Source organism: Nonomuraea sp. NPDC049421, assembly GCF_040677005.1.
Taxonomy (GTDB): Bacteria; Actinomycetota; Actinomycetes; order Streptosporangiales; family Streptosporangiaceae; genus Nonomuraea; species Nonomuraea salmonea.
In genome coordinates this window covers 54,751-75,827 of the sequence record NZ_JBFAQA010000027.1, presented here as the reverse complement: position 1 = coordinate 75,827, position 21,077 = coordinate 54,751, and the positions used below count along the sequence as shown (strand labels likewise).

21 protein-coding genes and 1 pseudogene are annotated in these 21,077 nt (G+C 72.9%); 10 read left to right on the top strand and 12 right to left on the bottom strand.

Annotation, left to right across the window (positions count from 1 at the left end):
• The first annotated feature begins 38 nt into the window (after window positions 1–38).
• Window positions 39–707: a GAP family protein gene (locus tag AB0K18_RS36500; RefSeq protein WP_364923946.1), complete on the top strand. Its 669-nt coding sequence runs from the start codon at window positions 39–41 to the stop codon at window positions 705–707.
• Here AB0K18_RS36500 and AB0K18_RS36495 read toward each other — a convergent pair.
• The 3 genes and pseudogenes from AB0K18_RS36495 to AB0K18_RS36485 all read right to left on the bottom strand — a co-directional run.
• Entirely contained in the window at window positions 688–1,566 is an 879-nt protein-coding gene (locus AB0K18_RS36495) for a YceI family protein (RefSeq protein ID WP_364923943.1), read from the bottom strand. The two genes, AB0K18_RS36500 and AB0K18_RS36495, sit on opposite strands and share 20 nt — an antisense overlap.
• Before the next feature lie 120 nt (window positions 1,567–1,686).
• Complete coding sequence (locus AB0K18_RS36490; protein ID WP_364924162.1) at window positions 1,687–2,340, bottom strand: carboxypeptidase-like regulatory domain-containing protein; 654 nt, start codon at window positions 2,338–2,340, stop codon at window positions 1,687–1,689.
• A gap of 168 nt (window positions 2,341–2,508) precedes the next feature.
• Window positions 2,509–3,936, bottom strand: a pseudogene (locus AB0K18_RS36485) (MFS transporter); the annotation flags it as partial.
• Window positions 3,937–4,117: 181 nt separating this feature from the next.
• On the opposite strand from AB0K18_RS36485, the gene AB0K18_RS36480 reads away from it, so the two are divergent.
• The 3 genes from AB0K18_RS36480 to AB0K18_RS36470 all read left to right on the top strand — a co-directional run bounded on the left by AB0K18_RS36480 (window position 4,118) and on the right by AB0K18_RS36470 (window position 5,808).
• A complete protein-coding gene (locus tag AB0K18_RS36480; protein ID WP_364923941.1) occupies window positions 4,118–4,762 on the top strand; it encodes a TetR family transcriptional regulator in 645 nt (214 codons plus the stop codon).
• Window positions 4,763–4,815: 53 nt separating this feature from the next.
• On the top strand, window positions 4,816–5,301 hold the full coding sequence (locus tag AB0K18_RS36475) for an Rrf2 family transcriptional regulator (protein ID WP_364923939.1): 486 nt from the start codon (window positions 4,816–4,818) through the stop codon (window positions 5,299–5,301).
• A gap of 66 nt (window positions 5,302–5,367) precedes the next feature.
• Entirely contained in the window at window positions 5,368–5,808 is a 441-nt protein-coding gene (locus AB0K18_RS36470) for a carboxymuconolactone decarboxylase family protein (RefSeq protein ID WP_364923936.1), read from the top strand.
• A 9-nt stretch (window positions 5,809–5,817) separates the two neighbouring features.
• Here the strand turns inward: AB0K18_RS36470 and AB0K18_RS36465 are convergent, their stop codons facing one another.
• Window positions 5,818–6,729 (bottom strand): alpha/beta hydrolase, encoded by a 912-nt coding sequence (locus tag AB0K18_RS36465; protein ID WP_364923933.1) that lies wholly within the window; start codon window positions 6,727–6,729, stop codon window positions 5,818–5,820.
• Between the two features lie 150 nt (window positions 6,730–6,879).
• Between AB0K18_RS36465 and AB0K18_RS36460 the strand changes: the two genes are divergently transcribed.
• Window positions 6,880–7,740, top strand: a complete 861-nt coding sequence (locus AB0K18_RS36460; RefSeq protein ID WP_364923930.1) for a helix-turn-helix domain-containing protein — start codon at window positions 6,880–6,882, stop codon at window positions 7,738–7,740.
• 65 nt (window positions 7,741–7,805) lie between these two features.
• On the top strand, window positions 7,806–8,105 hold the full coding sequence (locus AB0K18_RS36455) for a hypothetical protein (RefSeq protein ID WP_364923927.1): 300 nt from the start codon (window positions 7,806–7,808) through the stop codon (window positions 8,103–8,105).
• Window positions 8,106–8,215: 110 nt separating this feature from the next.
• On the opposite strand, the gene AB0K18_RS36450 is transcribed toward AB0K18_RS36455, so the two are convergent.
• Complete coding sequence (locus AB0K18_RS36450) at window positions 8,216–9,181, bottom strand: AraC family transcriptional regulator (protein WP_364923924.1); 966 nt, start codon at window positions 9,179–9,181, stop codon at window positions 8,216–8,218.
• Between the two features lie 60 nt (window positions 9,182–9,241).
• On the opposite strand from AB0K18_RS36450, the gene AB0K18_RS36445 reads away from it, so the two are divergent.
• Together AB0K18_RS36445 and AB0K18_RS36440 are read left to right on the top strand one after the other, a co-directional pair.
• Window positions 9,242–10,150, top strand: a complete 909-nt coding sequence (locus AB0K18_RS36445) for an SDR family NAD(P)-dependent oxidoreductase (RefSeq protein WP_364923921.1) — start codon at window positions 9,242–9,244, stop codon at window positions 10,148–10,150.
• Window positions 10,151–10,187: 37 nt separating this feature from the next.
• Window positions 10,188–11,348, top strand: a complete 1,161-nt coding sequence (locus AB0K18_RS36440; RefSeq protein ID WP_364923919.1) for an erythromycin esterase family protein — start codon at window positions 10,188–10,190, stop codon at window positions 11,346–11,348.
• Window position 11,349: 1 nt separating this feature from the next.
• Here AB0K18_RS36440 and AB0K18_RS36435 read toward each other — a convergent pair whose 3' ends face one another.
• The 4 genes from AB0K18_RS36435 to AB0K18_RS36420 all read right to left on the bottom strand — a co-directional run bounded on the left by AB0K18_RS36435 (window position 11,350) and on the right by AB0K18_RS36420 (window position 15,308).
• Window positions 11,350–12,663 (bottom strand): M23 family metallopeptidase, encoded by a 1,314-nt coding sequence (locus AB0K18_RS36435; protein WP_364923917.1) that lies wholly within the window; start codon window positions 12,661–12,663, stop codon window positions 11,350–11,352.
• 102 nt (window positions 12,664–12,765) lie between these two features.
• Entirely contained in the window at window positions 12,766–13,413 is a 648-nt protein-coding gene (locus AB0K18_RS36430; RefSeq protein ID WP_345404590.1) for a response regulator transcription factor, read from the bottom strand.
• Complete coding sequence (locus AB0K18_RS36425) at window positions 13,404–14,636, bottom strand: histidine kinase (RefSeq protein ID WP_364923913.1); 1,233 nt, start codon at window positions 14,634–14,636, stop codon at window positions 13,404–13,406. The genes AB0K18_RS36430 and AB0K18_RS36425 overlap by 10 nt, the downstream gene beginning before the upstream one ends.
• 126 nt (window positions 14,637–14,762) lie before the next feature.
• Window positions 14,763–15,308, bottom strand: a complete 546-nt coding sequence (locus AB0K18_RS36420; RefSeq protein ID WP_364923910.1) for a TetR/AcrR family transcriptional regulator — start codon at window positions 15,306–15,308, stop codon at window positions 14,763–14,765.
• Window positions 15,309–15,413: 105 nt separating this feature from the next.
• On the opposite strand from AB0K18_RS36420, the gene AB0K18_RS36415 reads away from it, so the two are divergent.
• The gene (locus AB0K18_RS36415) at window positions 15,414–17,918 is read left to right on the top strand and encodes a molybdopterin-dependent oxidoreductase (protein WP_364924159.1); all 2,505 of its coding nucleotides are present in this window, start codon (window positions 15,414–15,416) and stop codon (window positions 17,916–17,918) included.
• A gap of 58 nt (window positions 17,919–17,976) precedes the next feature.
• Entirely contained in the window at window positions 17,977–18,897 is a 921-nt protein-coding gene (locus AB0K18_RS36410) for an FAD binding domain-containing protein (protein WP_364923907.1), read from the top strand.
• A gap of 4 nt (window positions 18,898–18,901) precedes the next feature.
• Here the strand turns inward: AB0K18_RS36410 and AB0K18_RS36405 are convergent, their stop codons facing one another.
• The 3 genes from AB0K18_RS36405 to AB0K18_RS36395 form a co-directional block, all read right to left on the bottom strand.
• Window positions 18,902–19,702, bottom strand: a complete 801-nt coding sequence (locus tag AB0K18_RS36405) for a glycerophosphodiester phosphodiesterase family protein (RefSeq protein WP_364923904.1) — start codon at window positions 19,700–19,702, stop codon at window positions 18,902–18,904.
• Between the two features lie 75 nt (window positions 19,703–19,777).
• The gene (locus tag AB0K18_RS36400) at window positions 19,778–20,506 is read right to left on the bottom strand and encodes a nucleotidyltransferase domain-containing protein (protein ID WP_364923901.1); all 729 of its coding nucleotides are present in this window, start codon (window positions 20,504–20,506) and stop codon (window positions 19,778–19,780) included.
• Window positions 20,503–21,075: a TetR family transcriptional regulator gene (locus tag AB0K18_RS36395; protein ID WP_364923899.1), complete on the bottom strand. Its 573-nt coding sequence runs from the start codon at window positions 21,073–21,075 to the stop codon at window positions 20,503–20,505. Before AB0K18_RS36395 ends, AB0K18_RS36400 begins: the two co-directional genes overlap by 4 nt.
• Between the last annotated feature and the right edge of the window lie 2 nt (window positions 21,076–21,077).

Here is a 21,077-nt window from a genome sequence, read left to right as displayed (position 1 = left end):
ACCTTAGCTGACACGGGTGTGCTACCAAAGGGGAACTCATGTCCATCGAGATCATCGGTACGGTGCTCGGGCTCGCCCTGCTCGACATGCTCAGCCCGAGCGTCATCGGGGTGAGCCTGTACGTGCTGCTGGCCGGCCCGAGGAGGACGACGGCGCTGCTCGGCACCTACTTAGGCGCGGTCGCGGTCGCGTACTTCGCGCTGGGGGCGCTGCTCATGCTCGGTCTCGGCGTGGTCGTGCCGGTCATCGACGGCACCGCGCTGGCCTGGGGCGAGATCGTGCTGGGCGTGGCGCTGATCGTGGCGAGCTACCGCATCCCGCAGCAGGGCGCCGCGCCCGAGGCCCGCTCGTTCACCGTGGGGGCGATGCTGGTGCTGGGGCTCGGCACGTGGTTGTTCGAGTTCGCCACCGCCGTGCCGTACTTCGCCGCCATCGGCATCATGACCTCCGCCGGGCTCGCCGTGGCTCAGTGGATGGCGCTGCTCGGCGCGTACGTGCTCATCATGGTCCTGCCCGGCCTGTTGCTCTGGCCGGCCTGGCTCGCTCTGGGCGAGCGGACGCGCGGGCGGTTCGATACGTGGCGGGCGAAGCTGGCGTCCGGCTCGCGCGCCACGCTGAGCTGGATCGTCTGGATCGCCGGGTTCCTCATCGTGGCGGACGCGGCGGCCACGATCTTCCCCGAGACGGTCACCGTTCCGTGGCGGTGAAGGGCACCGACTCACCGCGTACGGCCTGGATGTCCAGCTCCACCTTCACCGTCGCGCCGATCAGCTGCACCCCGGCCCGCACGATCTGGTTGTAGGTCATCGCGAAGTCCTCGCGCCGCAGCTCGGTCTCGGCGTGGAACGACGCCCGCAGCCCGTCCCACGGGTCCCGCCCGGTGCCGAGGTAGGTCAGGTCGAGATCGACCGGCCGCTGCGTGCCGGCCAGGCTGAGCATGCCGTGCACGATCCACCGGTCGGTGCCGGCCGCGGTCAGCCCGGAGCCGCGATAGGAGATCATCGGGTACGTCGCCACGCCCAGGAAGTCCGCGGAGCGCAGGTGGTCGTCCCTGGTGGTGTTGCCCGTGTCGATCGAGGCGGCCGCGATGTCGGCGGCGACCGACGACGCCTCCGGGGTCGTCCCGATCTCGATCCGCCCGGCGAACTGCCTGAACCTCCCGTGCACCCGGCTGAACCCGAGGTGCTGGGCCGAGGCGCCGATCGTGCAGTGGGCGGGGTCGAGCGTCCAGACGCCGGGCGGGGGCAGGTCACGCCCGCCCTGCCTGGTCAGCACCACGTCGCCCAGGTCGGCCAGGCCCGAGCCGGTCACGATGGCGGTCTGCGCGGCCGGGTCGAAGCCGGCCGCCGTGACGACCGCCGTGTAGGTGCCGGGCGCGAGCGGATCGGTCGCGACGGCGCCGTGCGCGTCCGCCTCGGCCCGTGCCGCCTGCCGGCCCGCCGGGTCGGTCAGGGTGACGATCGCGTGCTGCACGGCCCAGCCGTCCCTGGTGCGGACCCGGGCATGTACGCCCCGCCGTTGGATGGGCCGTGCGGTGGGAGCCTGCTGCTCCCAGGTGGTGTCCATGGTGTTCCCGCTCTCCCCGCTCGCCGACGGCGAGCGGTCGTCCGCCCCGCCCGGGCGCGCCGGGCGAGTGCTCTGTCCTCATGAGCCCGAACGTGCCGGGCGAGTGCTCATTCCTCTTGCCTATTCCTCGTGCGCGAGCCACAGGTCGCGGCCCTCCTCGTCGGCGCCGTTCACGGTGACGGTGTCGGCGACGGGCGGGTAGCCGGTGGCGATGACGGTGTACTGGCCGCCGGTCAGGTCGGCGAAGGCGTACGCGCCGTCGTCTCCGGTGATCGTGGTGCCGACGACGTTCCCCGCCGCGTCGAGCAGCGTCACGCGGGCGTCGGTCAGCGGGACCCCGTCGCGCACCCGTACGGTGCCGCGGATCCTGGTGCCCGGCCGCAGCTCGACGTCGCAGCGGGTCCTGCCGGTGGCGGTGACCTCGGTGGGGACGGCGGCGGGGCGGTGCGATCCGGCGCTGACGGCCAGCGTGTAGGCGCCGGGGGCGACGCCGGAGAAGGAGTACGCGCCGTCCGCGTCGGTCGTGCTCGTGGCGACCACCTCGCCGCGCGTGTCGGTCAGCGCCAGCACCGCGCCGGGGATCGGCTTGCCCTCCTGGTCGCGTACGGTGCCGGCGAGCCGGCTCGATCCGGCCAGCCGCACGTTGAAGTCGAGCGGCCGCGAGCCCACCGCGAGCGTCGCCACCTGCGGGTCGCCGTGGGCGACGGAGGCGATCAGCACGTACGTGCCCCCGCCCGGCGCCCAGATGCTGTAGGCGCCGTCGGGCAGGGTCATGGCCCTGCTGAGCTGGTTACCGCGCATGTCGATCAGGGTGAGCGTGGCCTGCCCGATGGGGGCGCCGTCGTCGCCGCCGACGAAGCCGCGGATCTCGACCCCGCCGGGCGCCTGGGCGTAGGCGGGCTCGCGTGCCTCGGCGAAGGCGGAGGGAACGGCGTGCGGCTCAGGGGCGGGCGCGGCGGCTCTGGCGTGGCGCGGCAGGAAGAACGCGATCAGGAACGACACCAGCGCCGCCCCTCCCCCGATGGCCAGCACGACGCGGAACCCGTCGTCGGACGGCAGCTCGGCGGGCCCGAACCGGATCGTCATGCCCGCCAGGATGGCCCCGGCCACGGCGCTGGATACGGAGGTGCCGATGGCCCGCATGAGCGTGTTGAGGCTGTTGGCGGCGGCCGTCTCGGTGACCGGCACGGCCCCCATGACGAGGGCGGGCATGGACGCGTACGCGAACCCGATGCCGGCCCCGATGACGACGGAGACCAGCACGAGGTGCCACACCTCGGACATCAGCACGATGTTGAGCCCGTAGCCGCCCGCCACGATGATCGCCCCGATCATCAGCGTCAGCTTCGGGCCGCGGGCGGCCGACACGCGGGCCGCGATCGGCGCGAGCAGCAGCATGACCACGCCCGACGGCGCCATGACGAGGCCGGCGGCCAGCATCGACTGGCCGAGCCCGTAGCCGGTGGCCTCGGGGAGCTGCAGGAGCTGCGGCAGCACCAGCGACATCGCGAACATGGAGAAGCCGAGCATGATGGAGGCCAGGTTCGTGAGCAGCACCTGGCGCCGCGCGGTGGTGCGCAGGTCCACCATGGGCTCCCTGGTCCGCAGCTCCCACCAGCCCCACAGCAGCAGCACCACGACCGCGCCGACGAGCAGGCCGACCGTCAGCGGATCGGTCCAGCCCCAGTCGGCGCCCTTGGAGATGGCCAGCAGCAGGGCGACCAGGGCGGCCGACAGCCCGATGGCGCCGATCAGGTCGAAGTGGCCGCCGGTGCGTACCGCCGATTCCGGCACGAGCGCGATCACCAGGACGAAGGCGACGGCGCCCAGCCCTGCGGCGGTCCAGAACAGCACGTGCCAGTCGAAGTTCTCGGCGAGCAGCGCGGCGGCGGGCAGGCCGAGCGCGCCGCCGACGCCGAGCGAGGCGCTCATGGACGCGATGGCCGAGCCGAGCCGCTCGGGCGGCAGCTCGTCGCGCATGATGCTGATGCCGAGCGGGATGACGCCGGCCGCGAGGCCCTGCAGCGCCCGTCCGATGATCATGGGGGTCAGCGAGTCGCTGAGCCCGCACATGACCGAGCCGGCGATCAGCATGAACATGCTGACCAGCAGCACGCGCCGCTTGCCGTACATGTCGCCGAGCCGTCCCATCACCGGCGTCGCGGCGGCGCTGGCGAGCAGCGTCGCGGTGACCGCCCAGGCGGCGTCGGCGGCCGACGCCCCGAGCAGCGCGGGCAGCTCGGGCACCAGCGGGATCACCAGCGTCTGCATCAGCGACACCGCGATCCCGCTGAAGGCGAGCACCACGACGAACGTGGACGCCCGCGACGGGCCGGCCGCGTGGGCGGCGCGGGCGGACGGGTTGGTCATGCGGGGGCCTCTCGGTGGGACGGCAGCGCGGGGCAACAGGTTTAATTCAAGCGCTTGAGTTAAAATTACCAGTACGGATGTTTCCGACTTGTTGCGCCTCCGGGTTTGGCGATGCCCGGCGCCGGCTGAGATCATGGCGGCGGACGTCGGCGCAGGGCAGGCAAGCAGTTCCGGTGCGGTGATGAAGATGACGAGGACCATCCGGGCCGAGCGCGTCGGCGTGACCCGCGAGCAGATCCTGACGGCGGCCGAGCGGCTGTTCGCCGAAGACGGGGTGTGCGCGGCCTCCAACCGGCGCATCAGCGAGGCGGCAGGGCAGGGCAACACGGCCGCCGTGGGCTACCACTTCGGCGCGAAGGCCGATCTCGTCCGCGCGATCGTCCGCAGGCACGCCGAGCCGATCGAGGCCCGCCGGGCCCGCATGGTGAGCGCCGCCGAGGGGTCGGGCGACGTACGCGCCTGGGTCTCGTGCATGGTGCGCCCGGTCACCGAGCACCTCGCCGAGCTGGGCTCCCCCACCTGGTACGCCCGCTTCCTCGCCCAGGTCGGCACCGACCCCGCGCTGTGCGTGCTCCTCCAGGAGGAGAACCGCACGTCGCCGTCGCTGCGCCTGGCCGTCGACGGCTTCCACCAGTGCCTGCCCGAGTTGCCCACCGCCGTGCGGGCCGAGCGCGGCGAGATGATGCGCCAGCTCATCCTGCACACCTGCGCCGACCGCGAACGCGCGCTCGCACTGGGCGCGGCAACCCCGCGGGCGAGCTGGCACGACGCGGCGACCGGCCTCATCGACGCCCTCGTGGGCCTCTGGCTGGCCCCGACGTCATGAGACCCGGCGTGCCGCGTTTGCGGATCCCCATTCTGGACGTTTAATATCCAGATATGCGGATGAGCGAGGGCGTCGAGTGGGCCATGCACAGCTGCATCAACCTGTCCTGGCTCGACCCGGACGAGGCGATGACCGCGGCGCGGCTGGCGGCGTTCTACGAGCTGCCGCCCGCGTACCTGAACAAGCAGCTTCAGGCGCTGGCCAGGGCGGGCATCCTCAGTTCGACGCCGGGGCCGCGGGGCGGGTTCAGGCTGGCCCGCCCGCTCGAGCGGATCACGCTCCTCGACGTGGTGACGGCGATCGAGGGGCCGGGCGAGGCGTTCCGGTGCGAGCAGGTGCTGCGCAAGGGCCCGGTCGGGCGGGAGGACGTCGACTATCGCAAGGCGTGCTTCGTCTCGCAGGCCATGCGGCAGGCCGAGACGGCCTACCGCAAGGCGCTGGCCGCCCAGACGCTGGCCGACATCAGGGCGAAGGTGGAGCGTCACGTCCCCGACACCCCTGAGGCCACGCGGGCGTGGTTCGCGCGGCGCCGGTCCTGAGCGGCTTTCGCCGTTCGTCAAATTCTGGATATCTAGTAACCAGGTTATCGGTAAAGGAGACACATCATGCGCATGGACGTCAGTCGAGCCGCCGCCGCGGGATACAAGGGCATGTACGCCGTGGAGGCGTACATCGGCTCCGGACCGGTGCCCCGCAGCACGCTGGAGCTGCTGCGGCTGCGGATCAGCCAGATCAACGGCTGCGCCTTCTGCATCGACATGCACGTCAAGGAGGGGATCGAGGCGGGCGTGCCGGAGCGGAAGCTGCACGCGGTGGCCGCCTGGCGGGACACGCCATACTTCTCCGACGAGGAGCGGGCCGCGCTGGCGCTCGCCGAGGCCGCGACCCGGATCGCCGACAACCCCGAGGGAGTGCCGGACGACGTGTGGGACGCGGCGGCCGACCTCTACGACGAGGAGTCGCTGGCCGTGCTGGTGATGGCGATCGCCGCGATCAACACGTGGAACCGCCTCAACGTCACCGTCCGCAAGGGCCCCGCCGAGTGAACCACGTGTTCACAGGTGCTCGCCGAAGAAGGCGGTGAGCTTGGCGACGGCGGGGGTGACGTACACGTCCCGGTCGTAGAGGTCGATGTGGGTGGCGCCGTCGATGACGTGCAGCTCCTTGGGCTCGGCGGCCCGCTCCATGGCCTCGCGGCTGATGTACGCGCTCTCCGCCTCCGACCCGACGATCATCAGCAGCGGCCGGGGCGAGATCAGGTGGGCCATGGCGAAGGAGTCGTACTGGGCGATCCTGTCGATGCTGCGCAGCACCCACCCCTGGACGGCGCGGGGGTGGTGGCCGCGCGGCGTGCGGTAGTACTCCCAGGTCTCCCGGAACTGCCGGGTCTCGGTGGCGAAGCGCTGCTCGGCGTCCTCGGGGATCCACGGCACCATCCAGGGGGCCTCGCCGCGCGCCTCCGCCGTACGCGCGGCGCCGGCCTGCTGGAGCAGGGCCGGCAGCACCGCGGGGTCCTGGGTGCGTCCGAGCCCTTCGCGGAAGGCGTGGCCCAGGTCCGCGGCGCTGACGGCGGCCACGGCGCGGATGCGGTGGTCGGTCTGGGCGGCGTAGGGGACGTAGCCACCGGAGGCGCAGATGCCCAGCGCGCCGATGCGGCCGGGGTCGATGTCGTCGCGGGTGGTGAGGTGGGTGACGGCGGACTTGACGTCCTCGGCGCGCTGGAAGGGGTCCTCCAGGCCGCGCGGCTCGCCCTCGCTCTCGCCCTGGTACGCCGCGTCGAACACGAGCGCGGCGAACCCGGCATCGGCCAGGCGCCGGGCGTACAGGCTGGGGCTCTGCTCCTTCACCCCGCCTCCTGGGTGCCCGATGACGACGGCGGGCAAGGGGCCGCCGGTGTGGCCGTCGGGGGTGAACAGGATCCCGGCGAGGGCGAGCCCGTCGCTGGGGAAGGTGACGTTCGTCTGCATCGCACTTCTTCTCGGTATGGGGTGGTTCGTCACCGAGGCTCGCAGAGCCCGTACGGAAGCGGGAGAGGCGAGTCGTGTCCCAGGTCAGCGCTTGTCCTAGGACAGAATCGGCCCCCTCACGACGGCGCCGCCTGCGGCAGACTGGGTCCCATGACACACCCCACCGAGCTCGGCGCCTTCCTGCGCGCCAGGCGCATGGAGCTGAGCCCGGCCGAGGTCGGGCTGCCCGGCGGCGGCAGGCGGCGGGTCAAGGGGCTGCGCCGCGAGGAGGTGGCGCTGCTCGCGTCGATCAGCACCGACTTCTACACCCGCATCGAGCAGGGCCGCCGCCAGGCGTCGGCGCCCGTGCTCGACGGCATCGCCCGCGTGCTGCGGCTCAGCGACGACGAGCGGTCCTACCTGTACGAGCTGTCGGGCAAGGAGCCGGCGGGCCCGCGCCGGCGAGCCGCACAGAAGGTCCAGCCGCAGCTGCGGCGGCTGCTCGACGACCTGGTCACCACCCCCGCCGTGGTCCTGGGCCGGCGCACCGACCTGCTGGCCTGGAACGCGATGGCCGCCGCCCTGTTCACCGACTTCGCGCGGCTCCCTGAGGAGCAGCGGAACTTCGTGCGGCTGGTGTTCCTCCATCCCGCCTTCCACCGGCTCTACCCCGAGTGGGAACACGTCGCCAGGGCCTGCGTGGCGCAACTGCGCATGGAGGCCGCCCGCGACCCGGCCGACCCGCGGCTGGCCGCGCTGGTGGGCGAGCTGTCCGTCCGCGACGACGACTTCCGCCGGTGGTGGGGCGGCCATCACGTCGAGGTGCGCGACGTCGGCAGGAAGGTCATCGACCACCCGATCGCTGGGCGGCTGGTGCTCGACTGGTCGGCCCTGGCCTGCACCACCGACCCCGGCCAGCAGCTCATCACGCTGACGGCCGAGCCGGGCACGCCGTCGCACGACGGCCTCCGCCTGCTCGCCTCGTGGCAGGCCGGTGAGCCGAGCCGCGTGGGTGGTACCGGCCAGGTCTAGTCTGCACGGGGCCAGCCGGCGTGCCCTTTCCGCGGGTTCCGAGGCGTTCCTACAGGTGAACGCCGATGAACCGAGGAGAGGTCACCGAGATGTGCACGATGGCGCTGCCGTACGAGCTGTGCCGGTTGGGCGCGGACGCCGGTCATGCCCTGCGCACGCCCGTCGCCGCGCTGCGGGTGGAGCTGGAGGAGGCCCGACTGCATCGCGACGAGCTCGACGTGGACGCGCTGCTGTGCCGCGCCATGGACGCCGTCACCCGGCTGGAGCGGGTCGTGGAGCAGCTGCGGCTGCTCGACGACCCCTCCTACGCCGTCGAGCACGGCTGCCGGTTCGGTGACCGGCTGCGCGGCTTCCATCCCAGGTGAATGACCAGGGCTTCGCCCGCCGCCTTGCATACTGACCGTATGAGGCGGCCTGACCAGCTGCGCGAGTTCCTGCGGTCCAGGAGGTCACGCGTCTCGCCACGTGACGTCGTCTACACCCCGCCCACCGGCTCGGCGTCGGCGGAGCGGCTGGCGGCGCCGGCGGCGTTGCGGTAGTCGCGCGGCGCCAGGCCGGTCAGGCGTTTGAAGGCGTTGCTGAGGGCGCTGACCGAGGCGTAGCCGACCTCGCGGGCGATGGCCTCCATGGTCGCCTCGCCGTCGCGCAGCCGGCCGGCGGCCAGCTCGATGCGCCAGCCGGTCAGATATTCCAGCGGCCCCTTGCCGACGACCTGCTTGAACCGGGCGGCCAGCGTCGAGCGGGACACCGCGCACACGCCGGCGAGTTCGGCGACCGTCCAGGCGTGGGCGGGGTCGGCGTGCATGGCGCGCAGGGCCGGCGCCACCACGGGGTCGGCGAGGCCGGCCAGCCAGCCCGAGGTCTGGCCCGGCGCGGTGGCGACGTGCAGGCGCAGCAGGTGGATGAGCATGACGAGCGCGAGATGCTCGGTGACCAGGGTGGCGGCGGGCTGGGAGGCGCGCAGCTCGGCGGCGATGAGCTCGAGCGCCCAGCGCACGGTGGTGGCCTCGGTGGTGCTGCCGGGCACGTGGATCACCGGCGGCAGCACGTCGAACAGCAGCTCACCGGCCCGCTCGCCGAAGTGGAACCGGCCGCTCATCAGCTCGACGTCGTCGCCGTCGCCGACGCGGGCCGGGCCGCCGGCCGCCGCCCTGAACACCGGCCCGGCAGGGGCGGGCGTCACGCCGGGGCCGCTCGCCAGGGTGAAGGCGCGCGGCTGGACGAGCAGGAAGCAGTCGCCCTCGCGCAGTTCGATCGGCTCGGGCACGCCGTCCACGGTGAGCAGGCAGTGGCCGCGGCGCACGGCGTTGAACTTGACCCCGTCCGGAGGGTCGAATGCGAGCGCCCACCGGCCGCCGGCCACCAGCCCGACGGACAGGCGGCTGGTCGTGCCGACGAGCGTGAGCACGTCTTCGAGCGGATCGGCTTGCCGGACTGTCACGCAACTATCCTGGACGATTGAGGCTTCTGCGTCCAATCGCGGCTTTCTAGGGTGACGGGCATGACACGTATCAGCACCCCTTTCACCGCCAGGACCACCGCCGCCGAGGTGCTCGCCGGCGTCGATCTGACCGGCCGCCGGATCATCGTGACCGGCGGGGCCTCCGGCATCGGCCTGGAGACCGTACGCGCGCTGCGGGGTGCCGGGGCCGACGTCACCGTCGCCACCCGCGACCCGGCCGCCGGCGAGCGGCGGCTGGACCTGAGCGACCTCGGGTCCGTCCGCGCCTTCGCCGCCTCGTGGACGGGACCCCTGCACGCGATCGTGGCGAACGCCGGCATCATGGCGCTGCCCACCCGCCAGGTCACCGCCCGCGGCTGGGAGCTGCAGCTCGCCACGAACTTCCTCGGCCACTTCGCGCTGGTCACCGCCCTGCACGCGAACCTGCGGCAGGCCGGGGACGCGCGGGTGGTCATGGTCAGCTCGGGCGCGCAGCTGGGAGCGCCCTTCGACTTCGACGACCCGCACTTCGAGAAGCGCCCGTACGACCCGTGGACGGCCTACTCGCAGTCGAAGACGGCCGACGTGCTGCTCGCGGTCGGCGCGGCGCGGCGCTGGGCGGACGACGGCCTCATCGCCAACGCCCTCGAACCCGGCTACATCCACACCGGCCTGCAGCGGCACGTGGACGCCGCGACGATGCGGGCGATGGGCGCGATGGACGAGGCGGGCCGGCTGCTGACCCCCGACTACTTCAAGACCCCCGAGCAGGGGGCCGCCACGTCGGCGCTGCTGGCCGGGTCGCCGCTGGTGGCGGGCGTGACCGGCCGGTTCTTCTCCTCCGACAACCAGGAGGCCGAGGTGGTGCGGGGCGGGCCCGGCGTCATGGCGGGCGTGGCGTCGTGGGCGGTGGACCCGGAGGCGGCCGACCGGCTCTGGGCGTACGCGCTGGACGCCATCTCGGTGTAGAAGTCTCAACAGAGAGTTCAACGATACCGTCGAAGGTATGACGAACTCCCCGTACGACGGTCTCCTGCGGCTGCTGCCCGCCCGGCCGCGGCTGCTCGCGCTCGGCGAGCCGACCCACGGCGACGAGACCCTGCTCGGCCTGCGCAACGAGCTGGTCAGGCGGCTCGTCGAGCAGGAGGGCTACCGGTGCGTCGCGATCGAGAGCGACTGCGTGAAGGGGCTGGTGGTGGACGACCACGTCACCTCGGGCGCCGGGAACCTGTCCGCGGTGATGGCGGGCGGTTTCAGCCATGGGGCGGGGGCGGCGGCTGGCAACCGCGAGCTGGTGCGGTGGCTGCGGGCGTACAACAGGGGCCGTCCGGCCGCCGACCGCGTGCGCTTCGCGGGCTTCGACGCGCCCATGGAGATGACCCACGCGGCGAGCCCCCGGCAGGCGCTCACCGCCCTGCACGCCTACCTCGGCGCCCACGCGGACACCGGCGTCCTGCCGGAGACGCTCGACCGCCTGCTCGGCCCCGACGAGCGGTGGACGGACGAGCAGGCGATCTTCGATCCGTCGCGGTCGATCGGCCGGTCGGACGCGGCGAACGAGCTGCGACTGCTGGCCGACGACCTGGCCTGCCTGCTCGACGTCCACGCGCCGGGGCTCGTGGCGGCGGGCGGGCGCGACGCGTGGGAACGAGCCCGCCTGTACGCCCGCACCGCCACCGGCCTGCTGCGCTACCACGCTCAGATGGCCGGCGCCGCGCCCGGCCGGGTCAACGCGATGATGGGCCTGCGCGACGCGATGATGGCCGCCAACCTGCTCGCCCTCGCCGACCGCGGCCCCACCCTCGTCCACGCCCACAACCGCCACCTGCAGCGGCAGCGCAGCACGGTCATGCTGGGCGAGCTTCGGGTGGACTGGTGGAGCGCCGGCGCGCAGGTCGCGCGCCGGCTCGGCGATGCGTACGCCTTCGTCGCCACCGCCGTCGGCACCATCCACCACGAGGGCGTCGGCGCCCCTCCCCCTGACACCGTCGAAGGCGTGCTCCACGCGATGCCAGGAGACCGCTTCCTGATCGCGGGCCGGGAACTGGACGCCACCGGCCTCGTCCCCCGCGACTCCCCCTGGTACGGCTACCTCCCGCTCACCCCGGCCGACCTGACCGGCAGCGACGCCCTGCTCTACGTCAGGGACCTGCCGCCAGGTCCCTGACTCAGGTGACGGTGCCGGGCTGCGCGGAGAGCAGCGTCTGGGCCCAGCCGGTGGCGTCGACGGTGCCGTGACCGCTCAGGTCGTCGCCCTTGCCGTCGTAGGGGTCGCCGTCGTGGTAGCGGTAGAGCGCTCCTGCCGGGTTGTGGCCGTAGTAGACGCCTGCGCCGGGTGACAGGAGGGCGTCGAAGTTCTGCCAGGTGCTGTCACGGAGCTGGTGCCGGTCCCAGTCGTCCCTGCCCTTGATCTTGTACGACAGCAGCAGCCCGTTCGTGGTGGTCCCCAGGATCCAGTCGGGCCCCGTCGTCGTCAGCGTCTTGAGCGTGAACCCCGTACCGATGAGCGTGTTCCCGGTGATGTCACTGATGGCCGGCTTGGCTGCGGTGAGCGTGTAGCGGCGCAACGTGCCGGCCGCGATCCCGAAAAGATGACTCTTGCCGTCGTAGGCCAGCAGGTCATGCGTCCAGCCGGTGCCGAGCCGCACCGGCGTCTCGAAGATCAGCTCTTCGTTGTTCGTCCGGATGTCCACCCGATACAGCTCGCCGTCGTTGCCGGGCTTGGTCACCAGAAGCGTGTTGAAGTTCAACGTCGCGATCGCCTTCGGGGTGAAACCGAGACTCGCGGCCGAGACCACCGCCCCATGCGTCCGCTTACCCGACTCCGCATCGATCGTCGTGTAGGTGAGCCGCCCGTCCGGCAGCGCCCCATAGATCTTCGCGGTCCCCTCAGGGGACGTGGCCGAGCAGTTGTGGCTGGTGACGTTGTTCCATTCGCGGCCGTCCGCCTGCCCGTAGGTGACGCCGTTGAAGGTCGGTCTGACCCGCTCGGAGTTCTCGGTGCCCCAGGAGGCCCGTCCGTCGCCGTTGGCGTCGTAGCCGAGCTCGAAGTGCAGGTGCGGGTGGCCGTTGGCGGTCGCGCCGTCCTCGCCGACCTTGCCGATCACAGTTCCGCGCTCCACCCGGTCGCCGACCTCGGCGGCACGCGACTGCAGGTGGATGTAGGTGGTGAAGTAGCGACCGCCGTGATCGATCTGGATCATGTTGCCGGCGTTCTCGTGCCGGTACGACTGCTTCACCGTCCCGGCGGCGGGGGCGATCAGTGTCGCGCCCAGAGTGCCGTTCTGGTCAGGCTCCTTGACCATGTCCAGCGCGGGGGCGTGGCCCCAGGTGTTCAGCTGCCACTTCTGGCCGCAGGGGAAGGGGAGCTGGAGATCTGGCGCGGCCATCGTCTCGCGTGCGGACGTGGCCGTCGCCTGGCTCGCCGTGCCGGCGACGATGAGCATCGCGGCGACGACGGCGGATAAGCGGGCGAATCGCATGAATGTCCTCCCAGTACGGATGCGTGGCGTGCGGCACCACGGCCACGACCGTAGGGAGGGCAGGTATGCCGGAGGTATGTCGGAGGTATGCCAGATGATCGGCTAGGAGTCGTTCAGGTAGGTCAGGACGGCCAGGACGCGGCGGTTGGTGTCGTCGTCGTCGGTCAGGCCGAGTTTGCCGAACATCGACGTCGTGTACTTGCTGATCGCGCTCTCGCTGAGGAACAGCCGCCGTCCGATGGCCTGGTTGGACAGCCCTTCCGCCATCAGGGCGAGCACGTCGAGCTCGCGCCCGGTGAGGCCGCCGAGGCGGCGGGTGGACGCGCCGCTGGACAGCAGCTTGCCGATGACGGCGGGGTCCATCGCCGTGCCGCCGGCCGCGACCCGTTCCAGGGCGTCCACGAACTGGTCGGCGTCGAACACGCTCTCCTTGAGCAGGTAGCCGACCCCCCCGGAGCCGTCGGCCAGCAGCTCGCGCGCGTACAGCTGCTCGACGTGCTGGGAGAGGATCAGCACCGGCAGGCCGGGCACCTCGCGGCGGGCCGCGACGGCCGCTTTGAGCCCTTCGTCTGACTGTGACGGCGGCATGCGCACGTCCACGACGGACACGTCGGGCCGCCACGTCAGCAGCGCGTCGAGCGTCTCGGGGCCGGTGGTCGCGGTGGCCACCACCTCGTGCCCGAACGCCTCGATGAGCCGGACCATCCCCTCGCGCAGCAGGTAGAGGTCCTCGGCGACGACTATGCGCATGGGACCACCATCCTGGCACGGGTCGGGCCGCCCGCCGGGCTGGTGACCTCCAGGGCGCCGTCGAAGACGGCCAGGCGGCGGCGCAGCCCGTCGAGGCCGCCGCCGGCGCGCGGGGCCGCTCCTCCCCTGCCGTCGTCCTCGACCTCGACGACCAGGTCGGTGTCGGCGCGGGCGATGGAGATGCGGGCGTGGGTGGCGCGGGCGTGCTTGGCGGCGTTGGTGAGCAGCTCGGCGATGCCGAAGTAGACGGCCGACTCGATCGGCGGGTCCAGTCGCACCCGCCCCTCCGCGTTGACGGACGCTTCGAGCGGGCTGTCCAGGGCGAGGGCGCGTACGGCGTCCACGAGCCCGCGCTCGCTCAGCACCGGCGGGTTGATGCCCTGGACCAGCTCGCGCAGCTCGGTCAGCGACGAGGCGGCACCGGCCCGCGCCTCGCGCAGCAGCGCCCTGGCGCGGTCGGGGTCGGTCTCCATGAGCTTCTCCACGGTGGCCAGGGAGATGCCGAGCGCGACCAGGCGGGCCTGGGCCCCGTCGTGCAGGTCGCGCTCGATGCGGCGGATCTCGGCGGCCTGCGCGACCGTGGTGTCCGCGCGCTGGGCGGTCAGCTCCTCGACGCGGCCGGCCAGCACCATGGCGGGCGAGGGCCGCAGGAAGCGGGCGGCGACGGGTGGGGCGGCGCGCCAGGCGTACGGAGAGGTCGCGACGGCCACGACGGCGGCGAGCACGCCCGCGGCGCGCGGCAGCGGCGACGGCTGGAGGAGCCAGGCGACCGCCGCCACCAGCGCGGCGGGCGGCACGGCGGCGGCCAGGCCGGCGGTGAAGGGGACCATCGCGACGAAGCGCAGGTCACGCCAGGTCGCGGGGTCGCGCGCCCAGGTCCGCCACCGCTGGTCGCGCTCGGCGTCGCGGCGGTTGCGCTCGTAGGAGTGGCCGTTCCACCAGTAGCCGGTGGACAGGCGGGTCACCGGGGCCGCCTCGCGGTAGCCGCCGGGGATCTCGACGCCGGTCCATCGTGCGATCAGACTCCTGAACCACCCGCATATCCTGCGCGACAGCGCGACCGTCAGGAACGCCGCCCAGAACGGGCCCGCGACCCACATGCCGCCGCCCCACCACAGCCCCAGCGCCACCGCCACCGCCCACAGGGCCGGGACGAGCAGGCTCACCCCCAGGACGGCGCACGCCCGCGCGAATCCCGCCCAGGCGCCGGTCAACCATCGCATGCCCGCTCTCCACTCCTTCGGTGCCGTCGTGCTTCCACTGTGCACCCGGCCGGAGGGACTTTCGCCCAGGTGGGCCCAGGAGTGGGTCTGGCCACACCCCTCTGTGCGGCCGGACGTACCCCGGCCTCAGGGGCGGGTGGCGCGGGTGACGATGACGTCGATGATGTCGTCGGTGCTGATCCCTTTGTGGGCGAGATCACCCACGGTGACCAGCTCGGCGATGCCGTGGGCGCTGGCCAGCACGGCCGCGACCGCGGCCTTCTCGCGCGGGCCGCCGGTGCCGTCGTCCACGCTGAGCGCGGTCATGATCTCGTCGATGCCCTGCTCGATCTCGGGGTGCCGCCCGGCGACGAAGACCGAGGAGAAGACCAGCCGGTATTCCTCGTGGTGGCGTACGGCGTAGTCGATGTAGCTGCGGTAGAAGGCACGCAGCCGCTCCTCCTGGGTGCCCTGCGACAGCACGGCGGTGGCGATGTGCTGGGTGATGTCGGACATGACGCGGGCGGCGAGCGCCGCGAGCAGCGCGGTCTTGTCGGCGAAGTGGCGGTAGGGGGCCATGCGCGACAGACCGGCCATTTCGCCGACCGCGCGCAGCGTCACGGCGTCGAGCCCTTCCTCGCGCAGCAACGTCAGCGCGCTCTCTATCAGCCGGGACCTGGTGCCGTCGATCATGCCGTCACTCTCTCACGACCTCCCGTGTTGACAATGTCAGCACTGGCGCTGACACTGTCAACATACCCCAATGTTGACAACGTCAGCAGGAGCGCTATGAAGATCATGGTGAACGGCGTGCCCCACGAGGTGGACGCCGGGCGAGACGATCCGGTGGTGGACGTCCTGCGTGACGGCCTGGGCCTCACCGGGACGAAGGCCGTGTGCCGTACGGGCGTCTGCGGCGCGTGCACGATCTCCGTGGACGGCACCCCGCAGGCGAGCTGCCTGCTGCCCTGCGCGGCGGTGGAGGGCAGAGCCCTGACCACCGCCGAGGGGCTCGACCATCCCGTGCAGCGTGCGTTCGCCGCCCACGACGGGCTGCAGTGCGGTTACTGCACGCCCGGCTTCGTGGTCGAGGCGGCCGCGTTTGTGGACGCCTGGCGGGCCGAGCACGGCGACGTGACGCCGCCCCGCGAGGAGGTCGCCGCGGCCCTGGCCGGTCATCTGTGCCGCTGCGGCGCGTACGCGGGGATCTACGCCGCCGTCGCGGCCGCCTGCCGGGGCGAGCACGACACGGACACCCCCGCACCCGTCCGGGTCGAGGCGATGGAGAAGATCACCGGACGCGCCCGCTACACCACGGACGTCCGGCTGGACGGCCAGCTCGAAGGCGTGATCATCCGTTCGGCGCAGGCGCACGCGCGGGTCACCTCCGTCGAGGTGGACGGCGTCCCCGTGGTGGACCTGCTGCCCGAGGACCGGATCGTCCGCTACGCCGGCCAGCCGATCGCCGCCGTCGCCGCCGCGACCCGCCTGGAGGCACAGGCGATCGCCGAGGGCGCCAGGGTCGGGTACGAGCCGTTCCCCACCGCGCTCGACGACGGCACCGACGCCCCGCCCGTCTACGACGAGCAGAGCAGGAAGAACGCCCACAGCTCCAGCGAGGGCATGACGGTGCCCGGCGGCTGGGACGGCAACGTGCGCGGGCCGTTCAGCGGGGCGAGCAGGCGGGCGGGCAAGGCGGCCACGCTGATCGACGAGGCCCGGCGGCGCGACGACCCGCTGCTGGTGACGGGCGCGTTCAGCACCGCCGTACAGGTACACACGCCGCTGGAGCCGCACGCCTGCGTGGCGCGGTGGGACGAGCGCGGCGACCTCCACCTGCACCTGTCCACGCAGACACTGGCCATGGCCGCCGAGCAGGCCGCCAAGCGCTGGAAGCTGGACGAGAGCCGGGTGCACGTCGTCGCCGAGCACGTGGGCGGCGGGTTCGGCGCGAAGTCCGGCATCACGGTCGAGTCGGTCGCGGCGGTCGAGCTGGCGCGGGCGTACGGCGCTCCCGTACGCGTGGTGTTCAGCCGCGCCGAGGAGCTGACGGACGCCGGCAGCCGGCCGGGCAGCAGGACGAACATCGCCCTGCTCGCCGACGACAAGGGCGAACTGGCCGCGCTCGCGATCGACGTGCGGGGCCGGGGCGGCGTCTCCATCGGATCGGCCTCCGCGTCGCTGGCCCGCCTCGTGTACGGCAAGGCGCCCCGCCGGCTGCGCGACTACGACGTGGTCACCAACGAGCCGCCCGGCACGCCCTTCCGCGGCCCCGGCGCCCCGCCGATGCTGTGGGCGCTGGAGCAGGCCGTGGACGAGATGGCGCACCGGCTCGGCGAGGACCCGATCGTGCTGCGCCGCCGCTGGGACGGCAACCCCAAGCGGCACGCGCTCTACGAGCGGGCCCTGGAGCTGCCCGTCTGGCGGGACAGGCCGCGCAGCGGGTCGCAGACGGGACGCTTCCGCCGCGGCGTCGGCGTGGCCGTGGCCAACTGGATCTACCTCGTCGCCACGGCGACCCAGGTCGAGCTGGAGGTCCAGGGCGACGTGGTCGTGGCGCGCACCGCCACCCAGGACATCGGCACCGGCGTGCGCAGCGTCATCGCCGGCGTCCTGCGCGAGGAGCTGGGCCTGCCCGCGGAACGCATCCGCGTCGAGATCGGCAGCTCCGCCACCGTGCCTGGACCGCCCGCGCTGGGCAGCCGCAGCACCACCTCGGTGGCGCCGGCCGCCCGCGACGCCGCCCGCCGTCTGCTCGCCCAGGGCCTGACCGACGGCGCCAAGGTCGTCGGCAGGCGGCGGGGCGACCGGGGCGGGTACGTGACGCCGTTCTCGGTGCAGGGCATGTCGATCGGGCGCGGGTTCAGCGGCGCGGTGCACGTCACCGAGGTCGAGGTGGACACCAGGCTCGGCACGATCAGGCCGCTGAGCGTGTGGGGCGGCATCACGGCGGGCCGCATCTACGCCGAGCGCCCGGCCCGCAACCAGTGCGAGGGCGGCATCATCCAGGGCATCGGCTACGCCCTGTACGAGGAACGCCACACCGACCCCGTCACCGGCACCGTCCTCACCGCGAACCTGGAGGACTACCGCATCCCCGGCATCGGCGACACGCCGGAGATGACCATCCACTTCCACCAGGAGGGCTGGGACCACGTCAACGGCGGCGGCGTCGGGCTCGGCGAGGTCTCGACGGTCGGAGTGGCGGCCTCGGTCGCCAACGCCGTCCGCAACGCGACCGGCTGGCGCCCCCACGACCTCCCCATCCGCCCCGACCGCCTCCTCCAGGGCCTCACCCCATGACCACCCCACCCCGCAAGACGCCCCTTGGCCCCGTTTCGCATCTCGAAGGGATCCGACCTTGACCGTCTCCACCGATCTTCTTGAGGCCGCGCGGCACGGGGTGCCGCGGGCGGGTGGCACCGATGTGATGAGCCGGCCGGTGGCCGGGCCGTTCTTGGATCTGGCCGAGCTGCGTGACGTGCCCGGCATGTCGGGCATCACCTGGCAGCCGGACGGCTCCGCCCGGCTCGGTGCGCTGACCACCGTCGCCGAGGTGGCCCGCGACGAGCGGCTGCGAGCCGCGTACCCGGCGCTGGCGCTGACCGCGCGAGGGCTGGCCACGCCGCAGATCAGGGCCGTCGCCACCGTCGGCGGGAACCTGCTCCAGCGCAACCGCTGCTGGTACTACCGCAACCCGGCCTTCACCTGCCACCAGGACGGCGGCGACTCCTGCCCGGCCCGCGCCGGCCAGAGCCTGTACGCCGCCGTCATCGACACCGGCCCCTGCCTGGCACCCCACCCGTCGTCCCTGGCCATGGCGCTGCTGGCGTACGACGCGGCCGTCGAGGTGCACGGCAGGAGCCCGTTCCCTGCCGCCGACCTGTACGGCGACGGCTCCGACCCGACCCGCGACCACCTCCTCGGCCCCGGCGAGCTGCTCACCTCGGTGCACCTGCCGCCGCCGGTGGCCGGGGAGCTGGCCGCGTACCGGAGGGCCATCGCCCGCTCGGAGGGCGAATGGCCGCTGGTGGAGGCCACCGCCCGCCTGATACTGGACGGCCCGCAGGTCACCACCGCCGCGGTGGCGGCCGGCGGCATCGCCCGCGTGCCGCTACGGCTCCCCGAGGTGGAAGCCGCCCTCCTCGCCGGAGACACCTTCGAGACCGCCGCCGCCCTGGCCGCCGCCCGCTGCACCCCGACCCCGCACAACGCCTACAAGGTCACCCTCCTCACCGCCACCATCCTGGAGGTCCTGGAACAAGCGGCGGCCGGCGACTGACCGGTCAGGTGCACTTGCCGTTCAGCCAGGCGCGGTAGTCCTTGGTGTAGTTCGTCATCACGCTCTTCGGGGCCTGGGCCAGGACCTCCGTCCAGCGGGCGGTGTTGCCGTTCCAGGAGGCCGGGGGTTCCTGCCAGGCCACGCTGTCGGTCCAGCGGGCCTGGGAGCCCTTGAGGAGGGTCGGATGGCGCTTGGCGAGTTCGGCCTGGATCCAGGAGTCCTGCGAGTAGACGAGGATGCGCATCGACGCCTGGCGTTCCTTGATCGGGTCGGAGACCTCCTTCCAGGCCGCCGCCCCGTACGTCCCGTCAGAAAGGACGCGCCGGGCCTCGGGCTTGATCTCCAGCAGCGCGATCATGCCGCGCGAGCGCACGTGGTCCAGCCACTGCCGCAGCGTGTGCACCTGCTGCCCCTTGTAGGGCCCGCGGGCGATGCTGCGGTCGCGCAGGTTGTCGCTGCCCGCCGTCCACCACAGGTCGGTGATGTTGCGCCGGACGCCGGTCAGGCCGTTGGTGGAGGTGTTGTGCCACATGACGGCCTTCGTGCCGTGCTTGGTGAGCTGGACGTCACCTTCCACCCCGTCGGCGCCCCACGCCCGCTGGTCGTCGACGCCGCGGGCGTGGTTGGGCTGGCGGATCTGGTCGCGGTCCCAGGGGTTGGAGCCGCTGGGGTAGCCGCCGTGGCCGAAGACCTCGGGGCAGGCGGCGGCGCGGGCGGCCGGCCGTGCGTACGCGGCCGGTGCCGCGAGCGACATGCCGAGCGCGGTCAGCGCGGTCACCAGCGCCGCCTTCCTCATGATCGTCATGCGTGCTGACTCCCTAGGGTCGGGGGATGATCGGCACGGGCAGGCTATGCGGCGCGGGCCCGGGTGATCAACGGGTCAGCGGGAGAGTGCGTCGGCGACCAGGTCGAGGTAGGCGTGCCCGGCCGCCACGCTGTCGGGCGGTCCGAGGCCGGCGAAGTCGTCGAGCAGGCGGCGCAGGGCGGCCAGCTGCTGCTCCCAGGTGGCGTCGGGGTCGTACGAGCCGCCGATGAACGCGATGAGCCCGGCCGCGCCGGGCGAGCGGCGGGCGACGCCCTTGCCCGCGACGGGGACGAGCCCCAGCTTCAGCGCGCGTTCCTCGTCGGGCCCCTTGGGGGTGGGCGGCTCCGGCTCACCGGCCGCGAGCTGCTCGCCGAGGGTGAGCGTGCCGTGCTCGATGCCGTGCTCGATGCCGTGCTCGATGCCGTGCCGGTCGAACAGGACGGCGCAGTCGGACGGCCAGCTGGCCAGGGAGACGGGGTGGACGTACCAGTCGGCCCAGAGCGGCAGCCCGTCCCCCACGTACTGACAGCTGAAGCCACGTGTGCCGCGCGGGCCGTTGTGGCGGGCGTCGATGGTGATGACCGGCTCGACGGGCGCGGGCGGCGCGTAGCCGTCGAGGCGGGCGTCGGACACGACGACGAGCAGATCGACGTCGCTCCAGTCGTCGGCGTGGCCGGCGCCGAACGAGCCCACCAGCGCGGCCCCCGCCACGGACGGGTCGTCGCGGAGCCCGGCGGTCACGGCGTCGAGCCAGCGAGTGCGGAGCGCGGCCAGCCTGGGTGCGGATGGGGCGGCGGCCGTCACCCGGCGTCTGTGGTCAGCACGCCGTTGAGCAGGGCTTTCAGGTAGCGGGCGGCGACGGCGGGATCGTCGGGATAGGGGCTGTTCTTGACCGCGTACGCGACGCCGCACAGCAGCACCAGCAGGTCGGGCGCGTCGAGGCCGGGCCGCAGGACGCCTTCTGAGACCGCGCGGGCGAGCAGGTCGCGGATCATGCCGACCAGCTCGTCCCTGAGCTCGCGGGTGCGTTCGGTGGTCGGCGCGGGGCCGAGCGCCTCGGTGGCGAAGGCCTCGTCCTCGACGTACGCGGTGAGCGCGCGGTCGAGGAAGGTGTGCAGGGCGGCGCGGACGTCGGGCGCGGCGACACCCCGGCGGACCTCGTCGATCATCGCCTCGAACCGCTCCTCTGCGAGCGCGGCCAGCAGCGCCTCGGGGGTCGGGAAGTGGCGATAGACGGTGCCCACCCCGACGTCGGCCTCCCGGGCGACGGCGTTGAGCTGCAGCGTCGCGCCGGCGTCGACCATGGCTCTGGCCGTCTGCAGGATCTGCCGGCGGTTGCGGGCGGCGTCCTTTCTCAGCGGTGTGGCGGGCATGT

What these genes read in the sequence shown, in the direction of transcription:
- AB0K18_RS36500 (WP_364923946.1), top strand. Translation starts at nt 39, where the DNA reads ATGTCCATCGAGATCATCGGTACGGTGCTCGGGCTCGCCCTGCTCGAC.
- AB0K18_RS36495 (WP_364923943.1), bottom strand. Translation starts at nt 1,566, where the DNA reads ATGGACACCACCTGGGAGCAGCAGGCTCCCACCGCACGGCCCATCCAA.
- AB0K18_RS36490 (WP_364924162.1), bottom strand. Translation starts at nt 2,340, where the DNA reads ATGACCCTGCCCGACGGCGCCTACAGCATCTGGGCGCCGGGCGGGGGC.
- AB0K18_RS36480 (WP_364923941.1), top strand. Translation starts at nt 4,118, where the DNA reads ATGAAGATGACGAGGACCATCCGGGCCGAGCGCGTCGGCGTGACCCGC.
- AB0K18_RS36475 (WP_364923939.1), top strand. Translation starts at nt 4,816, where the DNA reads ATGCGGATGAGCGAGGGCGTCGAGTGGGCCATGCACAGCTGCATCAAC.
- AB0K18_RS36470 (WP_364923936.1), top strand. Translation starts at nt 5,368, where the DNA reads ATGCGCATGGACGTCAGTCGAGCCGCCGCCGCGGGATACAAGGGCATG.
- AB0K18_RS36465 (WP_364923933.1), bottom strand. Translation starts at nt 6,729, where the DNA reads ATGCAGACGAACGTCACCTTCCCCAGCGACGGGCTCGCCCTCGCCGGG.
- AB0K18_RS36460 (WP_364923930.1), top strand. Translation starts at nt 6,880, where the DNA reads ATGACACACCCCACCGAGCTCGGCGCCTTCCTGCGCGCCAGGCGCATG.
- AB0K18_RS36455 (WP_364923927.1), top strand. Translation starts at nt 7,806, where the DNA reads ATGAACCGAGGAGAGGTCACCGAGATGTGCACGATGGCGCTGCCGTAC.
- AB0K18_RS36445 (WP_364923921.1), top strand. Translation starts at nt 9,242, where the DNA reads ATGACACGTATCAGCACCCCTTTCACCGCCAGGACCACCGCCGCCGAG.
- AB0K18_RS36440 (WP_364923919.1), top strand. Translation starts at nt 10,188, where the DNA reads ATGACGAACTCCCCGTACGACGGTCTCCTGCGGCTGCTGCCCGCCCGG.
- AB0K18_RS36435 (WP_364923917.1), bottom strand. Translation starts at nt 12,663, where the DNA reads ATGCGATTCGCCCGCTTATCCGCCGTCGTCGCCGCGATGCTCATCGTC.
- AB0K18_RS36430 (WP_345404590.1), bottom strand. Translation starts at nt 13,413, where the DNA reads ATGCGCATAGTCGTCGCCGAGGACCTCTACCTGCTGCGCGAGGGGATG.
- AB0K18_RS36425 (WP_364923913.1), bottom strand. Translation starts at nt 14,636, where the DNA reads ATGCGATGGTTGACCGGCGCCTGGGCGGGATTCGCGCGGGCGTGCGCC.
- AB0K18_RS36420 (WP_364923910.1), bottom strand. Translation starts at nt 15,308, where the DNA reads ATGATCGACGGCACCAGGTCCCGGCTGATAGAGAGCGCGCTGACGTTG.
- AB0K18_RS36415 (WP_364924159.1), top strand. Translation starts at nt 15,414, where the DNA reads ATGGTGAACGGCGTGCCCCACGAGGTGGACGCCGGGCGAGACGATCCG.
- AB0K18_RS36405 (WP_364923904.1), bottom strand. Translation starts at nt 19,702, where the DNA reads ATGACGATCATGAGGAAGGCGGCGCTGGTGACCGCGCTGACCGCGCTC.
- AB0K18_RS36395 (WP_364923899.1), bottom strand. Translation starts at nt 21,075, where the DNA reads ATGCCCGCCACACCGCTGAGAAAGGACGCCGCCCGCAACCGCCGGCAG.